The sequence below is a fragment of the Streptomyces sp. GL_141 genome (genome assembly GCF_057834385.1).
In genome coordinates this window covers 3,984,615-3,998,607 of the sequence record NZ_CM174402.1, presented here as the reverse complement: position 1 = coordinate 3,998,607, position 13,993 = coordinate 3,984,615, and the positions used below count along the sequence as shown (strand labels likewise).

Sequence of the window (13,993 nt, the reverse complement as noted above, 5' to 3'; positions counted from 1 at the left end):
GGGGCCGTGCGGGAAGGCCGCCTCCGCGCGCACGCCGACGGCCGGGCCCCCGTGCGGAGGACCCGGCCGACTGCGCGTACGTACACCGCGTACAGCTGGGGAGGGAGGGCTACGGGCCTAGAAGGCGGCCTCGTCGAGCTCCATCAGGGTGTTGTCGACGGCCTCGGCGAGCGCGCGGGCCACCGCGACGCCCGGGAGGACCTCGCCGGCGAAGAACTTCGCCGCCGCGATCTTGCCGGTGTAGAACGGCACGTCCTTGGCGGAGGCGGCCGGCAGCTTCTCGGCGGCCACGGCCGCGCCCTTGAGGAGCAGGTAGCCGACGACCACGTCACCGGAGGCCATCAGCAGGCGGGTGGTGTTCTGGCCGACCTTGTAGATGTTCTTGACGTCCTCGCCGGTGGCGGTGAGGTCGACGACCATCTGGCCGACGATGGCCTCCAGGTCGACGGCCGCCTTGGCGAGCGCGTCGCGGGCCGGGGCCAGGTCCTCGCCGCCGTCGCCCTCGGCCAGGAACTTCTTGATCGTCTCGGTGAGGACGTTCAGCGCGGCACCCTGGTCGCGGACGATCTTCCGGAAGAAGAAGTCCTGGCCCTGGATCGCCGTGGTGCCCTCGTAGAGGGTGTCGATCTTGGCGTCGCGGATGTACTGCTCGATCGGGTATTCCTGCAGGTAGCCCGAGCCGCCGAAGGTCTGGAGCGACTGCGCGAGCTGCTCGTAGGACTTCTCGGAGCCGTAGCCCTTCACGATCGGCAGCAGCAGGTCGTTCAGCCCGACCAGGGACGCGGTGTCCTCGCCGGCGGCCTGCTTGACCTGGATCTCGTCCTGCACGGAGGCCGTGTAGAGCACCAGCGCGCGCATGCCCTCGGCGTACGCCTTCTGCGTCATGAGCGAGCGGCGCACGTCGGGGTGGTGCGTGATGGTGACCTTGGGGGCCGTCTTGTCCATGAAGTTGGCCAGGTCCGGACCCTGCACGCGCTCCTTGGCGTACTCCAGGGCGTTCAGGTAGCCGGTCGACAGGGTCGCGATGGCCTTCGTGCCGACCATCATCCGGGCGAACTCGATGATCATGAACATCTGGCGGATGCCGTCGTGCTTGTCACCGATCAGCCAGCCCTTGGCGGGGTGCTGGTCGCCGAAGGTCATCTCGCACGTGTTGGAGGCCTTGAGGCCCATCTTGTGCTCGACGTTCGTCGCGTAGACGCCGTTGCGCTCGCCCAGCTCGCCGGTCTCCCAGTCGAAGTGGAACTTCGGGACGAGGAAGAGGGACAGCCCCTTCGTGCCCGCGCCGTGGCCCTCGGGGCGCGCGAGGACGTAGTGGAGGATGTTCTCCTCCATGTCGTGCTCGCCCGAGGTGATGAAGCGCTTCACGCCCTCGATGTGCCAGGAGCCGTCGTCCTGCTGGACCGCCTTGGTGCGGCCCGCGCCGACGTCCGAGCCGGCGTCCGGCTCGGTGAGGACCATGGTGGAGCCCCAGCGCTTCTCGACCGCGAGCGCGGCGATCTTCTTCTGGACCTCGTTGCCCTCTTCGAAGAGGACGCCGGCGAACGCCGGGCCGGAGGAGTACATCCACACGGCCGGGTTCGCGCCCAGGATCGTCTCGGCGAAGGCCCAGATCAGGGAGCGGGGCGAGGTGGTGCCGCCGATCTCCTCGGGCAGGCCCAGGCGCCAGTACTCGGAGTCCATGAAGGCCTTGTAGCTCTTCTTGAAGGACGCCGGGACGGGCGCGGTGTTCGTCGCCGGGTCGAAGACCGGCGGGTTGCGGTCGGCGTCCTCGAAGGAGGCGGCCAGCTCGTTCTCCGAGAGCTTGGCGATCTCGCTGAGGATCGTCTTGGCGGTCTCGGTGTCCATCTCACCGAACGGGCCAGTGCCGTACACGTTGTCGCGGCCGAGTACCTCGAAGAGGTTGAACTCGATGTCGCGGAGATTCGACTTGTAGTGCCCCATGGCGACGGCTCCGTTAAGGCTCGGTGAGAGTGGTTCCTCGTGCATACCAATCGGTAACGTAATGATGCTACCCACCGGTAATAAGAGCAACCCTTCCGTGGCGACTGTGACCAGGGTCAAGTTCGAGCTCGCACCAGACGGTCTTGCTCCCGGGCCCCTGGATGACCCCCCATTGCAGCGCGAGCGCGTCGAGCAGGGCTAGACCCCGCCCGGATTCGTCGTCTCCCGTTGCTTCCCGCCGTACGGGCCATGCGCGCGGGTCGGGGTCGGTGAGCTCGACCCGCGTACGGGCTGCCCTTCCGATGACCCGCAGCGTGACGGCCGTGCCGGTGCCCAGGTGGGCGAGGGTGTTGGTGAGCAGCTCGCTGACGCAGAGCTCGGCGTCCGGGTGGCCCCCCAGGTGCTCCCGGACGGCGTGGCGGGCCAGGGGGATCGCACCGGGGGTGACCAGGAGGCGCAGCGTGAGGTCGCTGTTCATGGGGTGGCCAGGGCGTCGGCGAGGCGCTGGGCGGTGGCGGGGTTGCAGTTGCCGAGGGCGATGAGGGGTGGGCTCGTGTACCGCCCGGCGTAGGAGAGGAGGTGGAGATCGAGGGAGGGGAGCACGATCCCGTGCGCGGAGAGCGCGGAGCGGAGGTTGTCCAGGGCCTGGGTCGCCTCGTGGTCGTGGGGGTGGTCGCTCATGACGGAGCCGGCCTTTCGCAGCGGGGAGTGACGAACTGCTCACAGGCTGGCGCGGTCCGGCGTAGCTTGGGAAGCGTTTCGAGTCCACAGCGCGATGTGTGGAAAGCGGGGGTCGTGGCCGCACGTAAGGACATTGACGGGTCGGCGAGCGTGCCGGCCTTTTATGGCAAGGAGCTGCGCTGGAAGCGGGAGGCGGCGGGGTACACGCTCCAGCAGGTGGTTGAGGGGTCGTTCTACGGCGTCAGCTACCTGAGCGAGATCGAGCGGGGGCAGCGGCGCATGCCGGAGGACCTGGCACGGCACGTGGACCAGTTCCTGAAGACCGACGGCTTCTTCTCGCGGAGCTGCGAGGACGTCCGCAAGGCCCGCCTGGATGGGCATGCCGAGTACTTCGCGCCGGTCGCCGAAGCCGAGAAACGGGCGCGGTCCATCGAGGACTGGGCCAATGCGATCCTCCCCGGACTGCTGCACACAGGGCCCTACACCCGCGCGATCGCGAACACCACGCACCCGCTGGACCTGCCGGAGGAGGTGGACAGGAGGGTCCGGAACCGACTGAGTCGGGGGCGGCTCTTCGAGGATCCTCAGCGGCCGGAGTACTGGGTGATCCTGCACGAGCCGTTGCTCCGTAGCCCGTTGCTTCCGCCCCGGGAGATGGCCGAACAGTTGGACCACGTGGCGGCACTGGCCCGGCGCCGCCGGGTCGTTCCACAGATCCTTCCGTGGAACGCACCCGTGAGCCCGTTCATGGCGCAGTCGATCAAGCTCATGGAGTTCGACGACGAGCCGCCGATCATGTACACCGAAGGCCCGTACTCCGGGCAAGTCATCGATGATCCGGCCATCGTGAAGCGATATCGGAAGGCATACGATCGGCTCAGGGCCGCCGCACTGCCGTCCGAGGCGTCCCTCGACCTGATCGAATCGACAGCCGAGGACCTCCGAAATGGCACACAGCGGGACTGACTTGAGTAACGCCGTCTGGAGGACGAGTACCTATTCCAACGGTGACGGGGGCGACTGCGTCGAGGTCGCGGACGGCGTGATCGGGCTCGTCCCCGTTCGGGACACCAAGTGGCGCTCCGGGCCCGTGGTCATGATCGGGGCCACCGCGTGGGCGGGCTTCGTTACCGGGCTGAAGTCCCACTGACCGGAACTAGACGCACCCGCGGGCCACCGCCTCGGTAGGCTTCGGGCCATGTACGGCTACGACCAGAACGTGAGCGCGGGGCAGCAGGGCGGCTACGCCCAGCCCCAGCAGGGCTACGCGCAGCAGCAACAGCCGCCGCTGTACCCCGAGCCCTCGCCGCCCTCCCTCGCGGACGCGGTACGCGCCTTCACGACCGGGTCGCTGTCCGCCGAGGACTTCCAGCAGATCTTCGCCTCCTCGAAGGTCTACTGCCCGCGCGGCGACACCCCGGGTTTCCTCGCGCTGCACAACACGCAGCAGCCGGTCATTCCCATGTTCACCACGCTCAAGGAGCTGCGCCGGTACGCCGGCAAGGAGTCCAAGTACTTCGTGATCACCGGCGCCGAGGTGATCGACCTGCTGCCCACCGGCTACGGCTTCGTCCTCGACATGGAGGGCGACCACCGGATGGTCTTCGACGCGAAGGCGGTCGAGCAGATGGTCGACTTCGCCATGCGCCGCATGTACGGCTAGGCACACGAGGCCCGGGGGTTCACATGCTGCGCGTGCACTTCGAGGCCGAGGACCTGCTCAACGTCACCTTCGCGAGCGAGCCCCTGCCCCTGGTGGAGCTGGCGCTCGCGCTCGTCGCCGCGCAGCGTACGGATCAGCAGGCGGTTTTCGGCCGTTGGCGGAGCCTTGCCGCGCGGGAGCTGCCGGGGCGGGTGCGGCCGCTTTTCGACCTGCTCCGGCCCGACGGCGACAATCCCCACTTCGTGGAGCCGTACGCGCGGAGCCTGGAGGAGGGCCTCAGCGTCATCCGGGACCGGGTCCCCTTCCTCACGCCGGAGGGGCTGGCACGCGCCGCCACCCGTGCGCCCGGGTCCCCGTCCTGGCTGCGTGCCCTGTGGGGGCAGGACCGGGAGGCCTGGGACCAGCTCGACTCCGCGATCCGGTCCTCGTACGACGTGCTCATCGCCCCGCAGTGGCCGCGCATCCGGCAGTCCTTCCAGGCGGACGTGGCCTGGCGGACCCGGCTGCTGGCCGCGCACGGGATCAAGGCCTGCCTGGCCAGCACGCACGCCGCGGCCGACTGGTCGGGCCTGGTCTTCGAGGTGGACCGGCCGCCGGACTACGAGGTCCGGCTCGGCGGGCGCGGACTCGTACTGATGCCCTCGCCGTTCTGGACGGGCCGCCCGCTGCTGGACGACCACCCCGACGGGACGTACGTACTCCTCTACCCGGCGCTGACCCCCCTGCCGCTGGTGTCCCCGGACCGGGCGGAAGGCGCGCTGGACGCGCTGCTGGGGCGGACCCGGGCCGCCGTCCTCCAGCTGCTGATCGAGCAGCGGACCACCTCCGAGCTGGCCCGCGACCTCGACATCAGCCTCCCGTCGGTCTCGGAGCACACCCGCACCCTGCGCGCGGCCGGCCTGATCACCACGGCGCGCGACGGCAAGGCGGTCCTGCACTCGGCGACGGCGCTGGGCGTGGACCTCCTGCACAGCGGCGGCTGAGCTTTCAGGAGCGGTGGCGCAGCCGCCAGAAGACCGCGGCCGCCGCGATCAGCGCGACGGCAAGGGCGCCGTACGCCCACAGGAGGGCGGGGTCGGGGCGGTGGGCCAGGGAGGTGCGGATGCCCGCGAAGGCCACGGCGCCGACCGCCTGGGCGGCGCCGTCCACCCTCGAACCCCGTCGACCAGCGCAGCAGCAGGCAGCAGGCCAGGCAGAGGACGCCCCAGGTGGCGAGGTAGGGCCACGGAGAGCCGGGGAGCGGTTCCAGCGGGCTGACGGTGGCCGCCCAGCGGTAGGAGGCGTACCCGAGGGCCACGACCGTGGCCGTGACGGCGGCGGACCAGCCCAGTGCGGTGAGCACGGCCCGCGGGTTCCCGGGCGCGGTGCCCGCCACCGCGCCGGCCTGCGCGCCGTCGGCCTCGTTCGTCGGGGTGGTCACTGATCGGGCTCCTGTCGTGCGGCGTGCGGCGTGCGGCGTGCGTCGGTCCGTACGCATCGTTGATGTCGATCATGAAGACGCCCGTCCGGGGCCTCTGGTTGTCCCGGGCATGACCAATCTCCCCAGGTTTCGGCGGTACCCGAAAGGATCGCGGCGGCGGCCGCGAGTCCCGAATATCAGTGCTGCGGGGGGGAAACCCGCACCGACCGACAGGGGGACTGTGATGGCACGTACGTCCTTACGCACGAAGCTCGCGGCAGTGGCGGCCACGGGGGTGATGGCGCTGGGTACGGGGGTCCTGGCGGCATCGCCGGCGCAGGCGGCGAGCAGCTGCCCGACCTACTACGCCTGCATCTACTGGGGCGAGACCGAGTCCACCGGTATCCGCCAGATGTGGAAGGTCAAGGGCGTCTACAAGATCTACGGCTACGAGGGCCGCCACCTGATCGTGAACAGTCAGACCCGCGACTGGAAGATCTGGCTGTGCCACAACACCAACGGCACCGACTGCGACGGCGTGTGGCCGGGGCCGGGGGTCGTGCTGAACATGACCCCGTACAACTCGGTCTCGATCGAGCCGTAGGCCCTCGGCCCTCGGCCCTGCTCGAAAGGATCGCGGCCGGCGGCCGCGACTCCCGAACACCGGTGCTGTGGGGGACGCACGGGGGGTCCCCCACGACCCCGCTCGATCTCAATCCCGATCCCGATCCCGATCCGGACTTCGACCTGAGGAGCCAGTCATGATGCGTACCCGTAAGACTTCGGCCACGCGTGCCGGACTTCGTGCGAAGGCGGCCGCCGTCATGGCGACCGTGGCCCTGACCATGGGCGTGGGCGTCCTCGCCGCGGCGCCGGCCGAGGCGGCGCCGGCCCACTGGTGCCGGTTCCACCCCTCCTGCGACTGACGGGCCGCGCGCCGAGCGCGTAGTCGAGGGAGCCTGAGACCCCGGGGGAATTCCCCCGGGGTCTTCTCTGTTCTGTCGGGTGGCAGAAAGTTCGGGTTTCAACTAAACTCGACGCCAGAAGGAGGTTCCGACCATGCCTGCAGTGACTGTGGAGAACCCGTTGACGCTCCCGCGCGTCGGGGAGCCGGCCCAGGAGACGACCGCCCGCAAGGTGCTGGCCGTCACGACCGCCCCGGGCGGCTTCGAGGGCGAGGGGTTCCCGGTGCGCCGTGCGTTCGCCGGGATCAACTACCAGTACCTCGACCCGTTCATCATGATGGACCAGATGGGCGAGGTGGAGTATCAGCCGGGGGAGCCGAAAGGGACCCCGTGGCACCCGCACCGCGGCTTCGAGACCGTCACATACATCATCGACGGGATCTTCGACCACCAGGACTCCAATGGCGGTGGCGGGACCATCACCAACGGGGACACCCAGTGGATGACCGCCGGCTCGGGCCTTCTCCACATCGAGGCGCCGCCGGAGCATCTCGTCGTGTCCGGCGGTCTCTTCCACGGTCTCCAGCTGTGGGTGAACCTGCCGGCGAAGGACAAGATGATGGCGCCGCGTTACCAGGACATCCGCGGCGGCAACGTCCAACTGCTGACCACGCCCGACGGAGGCGCGCTGCTGCGCGTGATCGCCGGTGAACTGGACGGGCACGCCGGTCCCGGCGTCACCCATACGCCGATCACGATGATCCACGCGACGGTGGCGGCGGGTGCGGAGGTCACACTGCCGTGGCGGGAGGACTTCAACGGGCTGGCGTACGTGCTGGCGGGCAAGGGCTCGGTCGGTGCAGAGCGCCGTCCGATCCAGCTGGGGCAGACCGCGGTTTTCGGTGCCGGAGGTTCACTTACCGTCCGCGCGGACGAGAAGCAGGATTCCCACACGCCGGACTTCGAGGTCGTCCTCCTCGGCGGGCAGCCGATCCGTGAGCCGATGGCTCATTACGGCCCGTTCGTCATGAACACCAAGGAAGAGCTTCAGCAGGCGTTCGAGGACTTCCAGAAGGGACGGCTCGGTACGATCCCGGCCGTGCACGGGATGTCCGAGGGCGGACTGTAGAAGTCGCAGAAGATGCGTGCGGACGAGCCCTGCCCGGATCGGGCCAGGGTTCGTGCCGCTTGCTGTGGGGCCACGGCCTGGCGTTAGGGGATCGCGGGTGGTGGGGCGGTTGCTCCGCTGCCGGCTGGCCTGCCGAGGTGAGGGGGGTCGCTACTGCCGCAGGATGCCCATGATTTCGCTTGCCTTGGCCACGGCAGCCCGGGGCCCGTACGCCAGCATCGCGGCCAGCACGGCGGCAGTGCCGGCCAGGACGACATCGACACCCGCTGGAAGCCCCAAGAGCACCCCAGCGCACAATGCCCCCGCAGCAGCGACGACCACAGTTGCTAGCCGAAGCCCTTCCCGATTTGCCACCGGGGTGGTGTCGCGCAGGTCCTGCTCAGGGAGGAGGGTGGTGACTCTCCCCTCTGCGAAGCTGTTTCCGATCTTCGCCAGAAGTGCAGCCAGGCTGCTGAGCCCACCGTCGCCCTTCGCGTCCACTTGTGCCTCGGCCAGCTGTAGTTTGGCTACGACGAGGGAGGCGTGGTTCTTCGCGTTCCGCTGTCGGGGGGACCCGCGGCCGACACTGCTCGTGATCTGGTGGACGCGCAGAAGCGAGCGTCGCACCGTGGAGCACGTGTCGTCCAGATGCCGGAGGGCTTGGGGCCTGCCACTCGTGTCCGAGCGTGCCGCAGCGTCACAGGCCTCTATGGCAGCCATGATCGAGAGCATCAACCTGTATCCCGCGATGACCTTGTTGCGCCGGGCTGCCCACATCAGCAAGGGCAGGGTCACGGCAGCGAGTATGAGTGCTGAGGGCTGCAGGCTCGGCTGCACCTGCCGCGTCTCAATCGTCTTGATCACTGCCATGAGGAGGTCTCCGATACCGACACCGACCAGGAAAGTCAGTAGCCAGTAGCGAAGTTTGACGCTTCCTGCGGTCTTTTGACCTGTCTCACGGAACGACTGAATCGGTAGGTTCCCCAGGCCAAGATGCTGGAGAGCCGCGACTGTCGACGCCAGGTCGTTCTCCGCAACTTTGGAGTTCCAGGCCGCCCACCGCACCTGCAGCGGCCGGATCCGGCGGGCGATCCACGCGAGGATTCGGTAGATCGACACCACAATCGCGGCCAGGAGTGCACCGCCGATCACCGACCGCTGAATGGCGGCTGCATGATCCCAGTCGATGTTCATGGAGAGATCCTGACGCATGGCACTGACAGAGGTCGCAGATTTCCTTGACTGGTAGGGGAGTTGGGTGGTGCTTTGTGACGTGCTAACTGCATGAGGCGTTCGCAGTCATCGGGTTCGACCGATCACTTCGATTGCTTCCTCCTCGGTCTGCTGCAGGCGTACGAACTCGACCGTCGCGCGCTGCTCGACCGGAGTGGACCTTCCCGCGCCGAGAGCCTTGGTGACCGTGATCCGGCGGACGAACAGCTTTACGAAGTTCCGGCGCTCCTGGGTCGTCGCGGCCTCCCACCACGACCCTTCGCCTACCGGGTGCACGTCTTCCGTACCGGCCGGAAGCCACAGATGGATCGGGAGCGTGGGCGTCGCCGTCGCCCCCAGCTCGGTGAGACGCGTCTCCGCCCGCTCCATGCGGCCCAGGAGCCGATCGCGGTGCTCGCGGAACCGCCGCCGGCCGACCGTGTCGTCGTAGTCACCGGCCTCATCGCGGTCGTACAGCTCCTCCAGCGCGTGCTTGGCCTCGGCGCGCTCGGAGACAAGGCTGCGGCGTTCGCCCAGAACCTCGGGCCGCTCCGTCTGTGACGCGTACCGGCGTGCGGCCTCGGCGAGGATGATCGCGGACTCAGGGTCGTCCTCGGCACTCTGGAGGAGATGAAAGATCCGGCGGGCCACGTAGAGGTCCAGGGCCTTCATGCTGATGGTGCACTCGCCTTCGTGCTGACCCGGAAGGGCCTTCCTGCGGCGGCACCGGTACGAGGCCTTGGCCGGGGCGGTCGCTCGGTGCGATGTCATGGCGGAATCGCAGTCGCAGAACAGGACGTCCATGGCCGAGAGGACGGCGTGCCCGCGTGACAGGCCCTTGCCCTGGCCCCGGCTGCCGAGCCACTCCTGGAGTTCGTGCCACTCGTGGGGCGGGACGATCGGCGGGTAAGCAGCGACTGGCTCCATGCTCTCGGGGTCACGCTCGATGCGGTAGCGCTCGATCGTGCTCGTCAGCCTGCCGTCTTCGTGCCGCTTGTAGACCGGGGTCGCGGCGTAGCCCGCGATGCGCGGGTCGCGCAGGATGCGCATGGCCGTCTTCGGGTCCCAGACGCTTTCCCTCGTCTTCTTGCCGACCTTCTGCCCCTTGGTCGGTACCCCGTCGGCGGTCATCTGGGCGCAGATGCCCGTCAGCGATCCCGGGTGCCGACGCCCGGCTCCCGGCATGTACGGCGTGTCCCTGTGCTTCTTGATCCGCGCCCACATGTCCTGGATCACCGGCACCTCGTCGGGATCGTGCTCCAGCACCTGAATGACGATGGGCCTGCGTTCGGAGGTCAGGCGTGTGACCGGGACCATGCGGAAGCCGTACGGTGGTTTGCCGCCCAGGTAGCCGCCGAGTTCGGCTGCTGCCTTTTTGGCGGCCCGTACGGCGTCGCTCTTGTTCTTGCTCTCACTGTGGGCTGCGTCGAGCCGCAGGATCAGATGGATCAGGTCCATCAGATTGCCCTTGCGGAACTCGCCCTCGGTGAAACTCACGATCGTTACGCCGAGGTTGAGCAGCTCTGTGACGACGGGGATGGCGTCCAGGGGATCCATCCGTGACAGACGGCTGATGTAGTAGACGGTGATCAGATTTATCCGGCCCTCATGGCAGTCTTTGATCAACTGGTTGTAGCCCGGGCGCTCGTCGCCCGTGAACGCGGATATGCCGAGGTCCTCGTACTCGGTGATGCTGACGGCGCCGCGACGCTTCGCCTCGGCGACGCCCGCCGCGCGCTGCGTGACCGTACTGACCTCGGACTTGTTGGCCCGCCCTGCGGACTGACGCCCGTAGACCCCGGCATGGACGTCCATGCCGGTCACCACTCCCGGCCTTTTCATGGGGCGACTGTAGGAGGGTCTATTAGCCCCCCAATTGGCTTTACCCAAAGGGATACTCGCACCCCCTCACTGTGGTATGGCTGTTGCCGCAAGCGAGGCGTAGCGCGCCGGGCCGCGCCGACGCCTGAGCCGGCACGGCGCAGCGTCGGCATTCGCCCGCAGGGGTGGTCCGGGAGCCGCTAGGGTCGGCAGCCCACGAGGTCACCCCGGCGGTACGGAGCGGGGTCAGGGGAGGGAATCTCGTTGAGCGGTGGACAGAAGAGTCTGGCTGATCACCCCTTGGTCGTCATCGTCGCCCTCATCGGCACCCTTCTCGGCGTACTGGTCGCCGTCAAGGAGCTGACGGCCCCGGACACCCCGCCGCCCCCGGCCTCCGCACAGCCCCCGGCGCAGCCCTCGTCGCGCCCGAGCGACCCGGCGTCGCCCGACGCCGGCAGCGCCACCCGCGTGCCGCCTCCCGCGCGGGAGACGGAACCGTCCGGGCCCGACGAGACCACCGCGCCGGAGCGGCGGCCCGGGTCCGGGTCCAAGAACTCGCAGCCGGTGAACTCGCCCTCCGCGCCTCCCCCGCGTCCCTCCCCGCAGCACACCGGCCCCTTGACCGTACGCATCGTGATGGGGACGAGCGGCAAGATCGGGCCGAACGTCTGGCGGACCCGGTCCACGCCCGGCGCCAACACCGAGGTCTACGACACCACGGGTCGCCTGGACACCAACTGCTACGTGCAGTGGACGCTCAAACGCGGTGGCGAGGTGGTCCAGCTCCACACCAGCGGCCGTTGCCGGCCGCCGAGCGTGACCCTCTTCAACTTCGACGACAGCCTCCGGGAAGTCGGCACCTACACGTTGCAGGCCGACATCACCACCGAATGGGGTCAGACGGGAACCAAGACCATCGAGTTCCAGGTAGCCGCAGGCTAGGACGGCGGGCGGCAGTCCCTCAGCCGCCGGCCCCTCAGCCGCCCGCCCCTCAGGCGCCGGCGCCCAGGACCTGGATCAGCCGGGAGCTGCTGTCGGCGCCGAAGCCCGCGGCGACTCCGCGGCGGTACAGGTCGGCGTGCGCCGTCAGGATCCCGGTGTCGACGCCGGAGTCGGCGGCGGTGTGGAGGATGTGCTCCACGCTCGCCGCGCACATGGCGAGGCGCTCGTACGTGCCCTCGTGCGCGTCCGCGTCGATCAGAGGCGCGCCGCCCTCGTAGAAGCCGCGCATGGTGTCGGCGGTGTAGCCGGCGTACGGCACGATGTCCGCGGCCGTCAGCCCGTTGGCCCGCGCCACGGCGAGGGCCTGGTACCAGCCGGTGTACGCGGTCCAGAACATGATCATGTTGAGCTGGTAGTAGAGCTGCGCGTACCCGGCGTCGGCGCCCCGGTAGTCGGTGGCGGCGAGCACGTCGAGCGCCGCGCGGTGGGCGGCGTAGACGTCCTCGGGTCCGCTGACGAACATCGACGACCCCTCCTGGCCGATGCCGGTGGGCGGTACGTTCACCCCGCCCGTGAGGTACGAGGCCCCGCGCCCCTGCGCCCAGCGGGCGGCCGCCCGGGCCTTGTCGGGTACGTCGGAGGACAGGTTGGCCAGGACCCGGCCGCCCAGGTCGGCGTCGCCGAGGGCCGTGTACATGGCGTCCACGTCGATGAGGCTGAGCACGGTCAGCCCGCTCGCCGCGACCGCCTCGGCGGCGCTGCCGGCCCGCCGCGCACCGCGGGCCACGAGCTCGGTGTCCTTGCCGGGGCTGCGGTTCCAGACGGTGACCTCGTACCCGGCGTCCAGGTAGGCGGCGGCCATGGCGCGGCCCATGGGGCCGAGTCCGATGACGGTGACCTGCTGGGGGGCCTGGTTCGTGAGCTGGTTCATGGCAGAGCTCTCCTCGGGTCGATGCCTGCGGTTCTCTAGAACGAACGCTCTATCCAGCGCTCGGAATGAACGTAACACGCACTAGAACGAACGCTCTATCTAGATCCGAGGGTAGGGTTCCGTTCATGGCAGCAGCAGAGGTGAAGACGGCGGCAGTGGCGGCGGACGGGCTCGGGACGCGGGAGCGGCTGGTCCGCACGGCCTCGCGCCTGCTCCAGCACGGCGGGTACGAGAACACGCCGGTCAAGCAGCTCGTCCGCGAGGCGGAAGCCACCCTCGGCTCGCTGTACCACTTCTTCCCCGGAGGCAAGCAGGAGCTCGCGGTCGCCGCGATCCACTTCGGCGACGAGGAGTTCGCCGAGATGCTCCGCTCCGGGCTGTCCGTCCACGCGGACCCGGCGCGCGCCATGGAGGTCGTCACGGAGCTGCTCGCCGAGGCGCTCGAAGCATCCGACTGGCGCGACGGCTGCCCCGTGACGACCACGGCCCTGGAGTCGGTCGGCCGCCTCCCGGAGCTCCAGGCGGCCTGCGCCCAGGCCTTCGCGAACTGGCAGGAGCTCGTCGCCGCGAAGCTCCTGGCCTGCGGCCACCCGGAAGCGGAGGCGCGCGAGCTGGCGGTCACCGTGATCAACACCCTGGAGGGTGCCGAGATGACCTCCCAGGTCACCCGGGACCGGGCCCCGCTCCTCCTGGCGGGCCGGCACCTCGCGCGCCTGGTCTCCTCGTACGCCTCCGAAACCGCGCAGGGGCGATCGGACTGATCATCAGGACCTTCGGCGGGCGAGGGCGGCGGCCGGAGCCTGTTGTCTTATCCGTGGCATACGCGCACAACCGATCAGACCAGCGAAAGAGCCCGAGTTGAACACCGAACCGCCGCCGCCCCACCCCGCGACGCACCCCGCCCCCGCCCCCGCCCCGTACCCCGTGGGGGCCGGCGGCGCGTACGCCCCGCAGGAGATGCCGAAGGCGGTGAAGGCCGCGCGGATCGCTCTGTTCGCCGGGGCGGGTCTGAACATCGTGATCGGGCTCTCCGTCCTCGTGCTCACCTTTGCCGGGACGATCGCGGACGAGACCGGCGAGGCGGGGCTCACCGCCGGGGCCCTCCTGGTCGTCGGTCTGGTCACCCTGCTCACGGCCGTCGCCTGCCTGGTGATCGGCCTCAAGTTCCGCAAGGGCGGGAACGGCGTCCGTGTCGCCGCCATCGTGATCGCGGCACTCATCGGTGCGAACGCCCTGTTCGGGCTGGTCTCCGGAGACGGGTCGTCCGGGCCGAGCTTGGCCTTCACCGCCGTCGTCCTGTCCTGCTGCCTGAAGAAGGAGAGCGCGGCCTGGTTCCGCCGCCCCAGGGCGTAGGCGCGCCCCGGCGCGGTGCCGGCCCCGGCATGGT

At 69.3% G+C, this 13,993-nt stretch carries 17 protein-coding genes; 10 read left to right on the top strand and 7 right to left on the bottom strand.

What is annotated here, in order from left to right:
* Positions 1-117 precede the first annotated feature (117 nt).
* The 3 genes from AC3IX6_RS17425 to AC3IX6_RS17415 form a co-directional block, all read right to left on the bottom strand.
* Entirely contained in the window at positions 118-1,944 is a 1,827-nt protein-coding gene (locus AC3IX6_RS17425) for an acyl-CoA dehydrogenase (RefSeq protein ID WP_489371478.1), read from the bottom strand.
* A gap of 67 nt (positions 1,945-2,011) precedes the next feature.
* On the bottom strand, positions 2,012-2,422 hold the full coding sequence (locus AC3IX6_RS17420; RefSeq protein ID WP_489371032.1) for an ATP-binding protein: 411 nt from the start codon (positions 2,420-2,422) through the stop codon (positions 2,012-2,014).
* On the bottom strand, positions 2,419-2,625 hold the full coding sequence (locus tag AC3IX6_RS17415) for a hypothetical protein (RefSeq protein WP_489371031.1): 207 nt from the start codon (positions 2,623-2,625) through the stop codon (positions 2,419-2,421). Before AC3IX6_RS17415 ends, AC3IX6_RS17420 begins: the two co-directional genes overlap by 4 nt.
* A gap of 114 nt (positions 2,626-2,739) precedes the next feature.
* On the opposite strand from AC3IX6_RS17415, the gene AC3IX6_RS17410 reads away from it, so the two are divergent.
* Genes AC3IX6_RS17410 through AC3IX6_RS17395 form a run of 4 tightly spaced genes read left to right on the top strand, consistent with a single transcriptional unit; the run spans position 2,740 to position 5,271 of the window.
* Complete coding sequence (locus tag AC3IX6_RS17410) at positions 2,740-3,591, top strand: helix-turn-helix domain-containing protein (RefSeq protein ID WP_489371030.1); 852 nt, start codon at positions 2,740-2,742, stop codon at positions 3,589-3,591.
* Positions 3,572-3,775 carry a DUF397 domain-containing protein gene (locus tag AC3IX6_RS17405; protein WP_489371029.1) on the top strand — a complete coding sequence of 68 codons (204 nt, stop codon included), beginning with the start codon at positions 3,572-3,574 and terminating at the stop codon, positions 3,773-3,775. Before AC3IX6_RS17410 ends, AC3IX6_RS17405 begins: the two co-directional genes overlap by 20 nt.
* Before the next feature lie 48 nt (positions 3,776-3,823).
* On the top strand, positions 3,824-4,288 hold the full coding sequence (locus AC3IX6_RS17400; RefSeq protein WP_327305567.1) for an SseB family protein: 465 nt from the start codon (positions 3,824-3,826) through the stop codon (positions 4,286-4,288).
* 23 nt (positions 4,289-4,311) lie between these two features.
* Entirely contained in the window at positions 4,312-5,271 is a 960-nt protein-coding gene (locus AC3IX6_RS17395; RefSeq protein WP_489371028.1) for an ArsR/SmtB family transcription factor, read from the top strand.
* Between the two features lie 4 nt (positions 5,272-5,275).
* On the opposite strand, the gene AC3IX6_RS17390 is transcribed toward AC3IX6_RS17395, so the two are convergent.
* Complete coding sequence (locus tag AC3IX6_RS17390; protein ID WP_489371027.1) at positions 5,276-5,437, bottom strand: hypothetical protein; 162 nt, start codon at positions 5,435-5,437, stop codon at positions 5,276-5,278.
* Positions 5,438-5,931: 494 nt separating this feature from the next.
* Here AC3IX6_RS17390 and AC3IX6_RS17385 point away from each other — a divergent pair, with 494 nt between their 5' ends.
* The 3 genes from AC3IX6_RS17385 to AC3IX6_RS17375 all read left to right on the top strand — a co-directional run bounded on the left by AC3IX6_RS17385 (position 5,932) and on the right by AC3IX6_RS17375 (position 7,721).
* Positions 5,932-6,291 (top strand): hypothetical protein, encoded by a 360-nt coding sequence (locus AC3IX6_RS17385; RefSeq protein WP_489371026.1) that lies wholly within the window; start codon positions 5,932-5,934, stop codon positions 6,289-6,291.
* A gap of 157 nt (positions 6,292-6,448) precedes the next feature.
* Positions 6,449-6,613, top strand: coding sequence for a hypothetical protein (locus AC3IX6_RS17380; RefSeq protein WP_489371025.1), 165 nt, complete (start codon positions 6,449-6,451; stop codon positions 6,611-6,613).
* Positions 6,614-6,746: 133 nt separating this feature from the next.
* Positions 6,747-7,721: a pirin family protein gene (locus AC3IX6_RS17375; RefSeq protein ID WP_489371024.1), complete on the top strand. Its 975-nt coding sequence runs from the start codon at positions 6,747-6,749 to the stop codon at positions 7,719-7,721.
* A gap of 150 nt (positions 7,722-7,871) precedes the next feature.
* Here AC3IX6_RS17375 and AC3IX6_RS17370 read toward each other — a convergent pair whose 3' ends face one another.
* Together AC3IX6_RS17370 and AC3IX6_RS17365 are read right to left on the bottom strand one after the other, a co-directional pair.
* Positions 7,872-8,894 carry a hypothetical protein gene (locus tag AC3IX6_RS17370; RefSeq protein ID WP_489371023.1) on the bottom strand — a complete coding sequence of 341 codons (1,023 nt, stop codon included), beginning with the start codon at positions 8,892-8,894 and terminating at the stop codon, positions 7,872-7,874.
* 105 nt (positions 8,895-8,999) lie between these two features.
* On the bottom strand, positions 9,000-10,754 hold the full coding sequence (locus tag AC3IX6_RS17365) for a recombinase family protein (RefSeq protein WP_489371022.1): 1,755 nt from the start codon (positions 10,752-10,754) through the stop codon (positions 9,000-9,002).
* A gap of 243 nt (positions 10,755-10,997) precedes the next feature.
* Here AC3IX6_RS17365 and AC3IX6_RS17360 point away from each other — a divergent pair, with 243 nt between their 5' ends.
* Entirely contained in the window at positions 10,998-11,675 is a 678-nt protein-coding gene (locus AC3IX6_RS17360) for a hypothetical protein (RefSeq protein ID WP_489371021.1), read from the top strand.
* Positions 11,676-11,724: 49 nt separating this feature from the next.
* On the opposite strand, the gene AC3IX6_RS17355 is transcribed toward AC3IX6_RS17360, so the two are convergent.
* Positions 11,725-12,606, bottom strand: a complete 882-nt coding sequence (locus AC3IX6_RS17355; RefSeq protein WP_489371020.1) for an NAD(P)-dependent oxidoreductase — start codon at positions 12,604-12,606, stop codon at positions 11,725-11,727.
* 125 nt (positions 12,607-12,731) lie between these two features.
* Here AC3IX6_RS17355 and AC3IX6_RS17350 point away from each other — a divergent pair, with 125 nt between their 5' ends.
* Together AC3IX6_RS17350 and AC3IX6_RS17345 are read left to right on the top strand one after the other, a co-directional pair.
* Entirely contained in the window at positions 12,732-13,367 is a 636-nt protein-coding gene (locus AC3IX6_RS17350) for a TetR/AcrR family transcriptional regulator (protein WP_489371019.1), read from the top strand.
* Positions 13,368-13,464: 97 nt separating this feature from the next.
* Positions 13,465-13,959 carry a hypothetical protein gene (locus AC3IX6_RS17345; protein WP_489371018.1) on the top strand — a complete coding sequence of 165 codons (495 nt, stop codon included), beginning with the start codon at positions 13,465-13,467 and terminating at the stop codon, positions 13,957-13,959.
* Positions 13,960-13,993: the final 34 nt, after the last annotated feature.

Bases quoted from the DNA above. Each gene is read 5' to 3' on its own strand.
- AC3IX6_RS17425 (WP_489371478.1), bottom strand. From the start codon at position 1,944: ATGGGGCACTACAAGTCGAATCTCCGCGACATCGAGTTCAACCTCTTC.
- AC3IX6_RS17420 (WP_489371032.1), bottom strand. From the start codon at position 2,422: ATGAACAGCGACCTCACGCTGCGCCTCCTGGTCACCCCCGGTGCGATC.
- AC3IX6_RS17370 (WP_489371023.1), bottom strand. From the start codon at position 8,894: ATGAACATCGACTGGGATCATGCAGCCGCCATTCAGCGGTCGGTGATC.
- AC3IX6_RS17385 (WP_489371026.1), top strand. From the start codon at position 5,932: ATGGCACGTACGTCCTTACGCACGAAGCTCGCGGCAGTGGCGGCCACG.
- AC3IX6_RS17415 (WP_489371031.1), bottom strand. From the start codon at position 2,625: ATGAGCGACCACCCCCACGACCACGAGGCGACCCAGGCCCTGGACAAC.
- AC3IX6_RS17350 (WP_489371019.1), top strand. From the start codon at position 12,732: ATGGCAGCAGCAGAGGTGAAGACGGCGGCAGTGGCGGCGGACGGGCTC.
- AC3IX6_RS17400 (WP_327305567.1), top strand. From the start codon at position 3,824: ATGTACGGCTACGACCAGAACGTGAGCGCGGGGCAGCAGGGCGGCTAC.
- AC3IX6_RS17380 (WP_489371025.1), top strand. From the start codon at position 6,449: ATGATGCGTACCCGTAAGACTTCGGCCACGCGTGCCGGACTTCGTGCG.
- AC3IX6_RS17365 (WP_489371022.1), bottom strand. From the start codon at position 10,754: ATGAAAAGGCCGGGAGTGGTGACCGGCATGGACGTCCATGCCGGGGTC.
- AC3IX6_RS17395 (WP_489371028.1), top strand. From the start codon at position 4,312: ATGCTGCGCGTGCACTTCGAGGCCGAGGACCTGCTCAACGTCACCTTC.
- AC3IX6_RS17405 (WP_489371029.1), top strand. From the start codon at position 3,572: ATGGCACACAGCGGGACTGACTTGAGTAACGCCGTCTGGAGGACGAGT.
- AC3IX6_RS17375 (WP_489371024.1), top strand. From the start codon at position 6,747: ATGCCTGCAGTGACTGTGGAGAACCCGTTGACGCTCCCGCGCGTCGGG.
- AC3IX6_RS17355 (WP_489371020.1), bottom strand. From the start codon at position 12,606: ATGAACCAGCTCACGAACCAGGCCCCCCAGCAGGTCACCGTCATCGGA.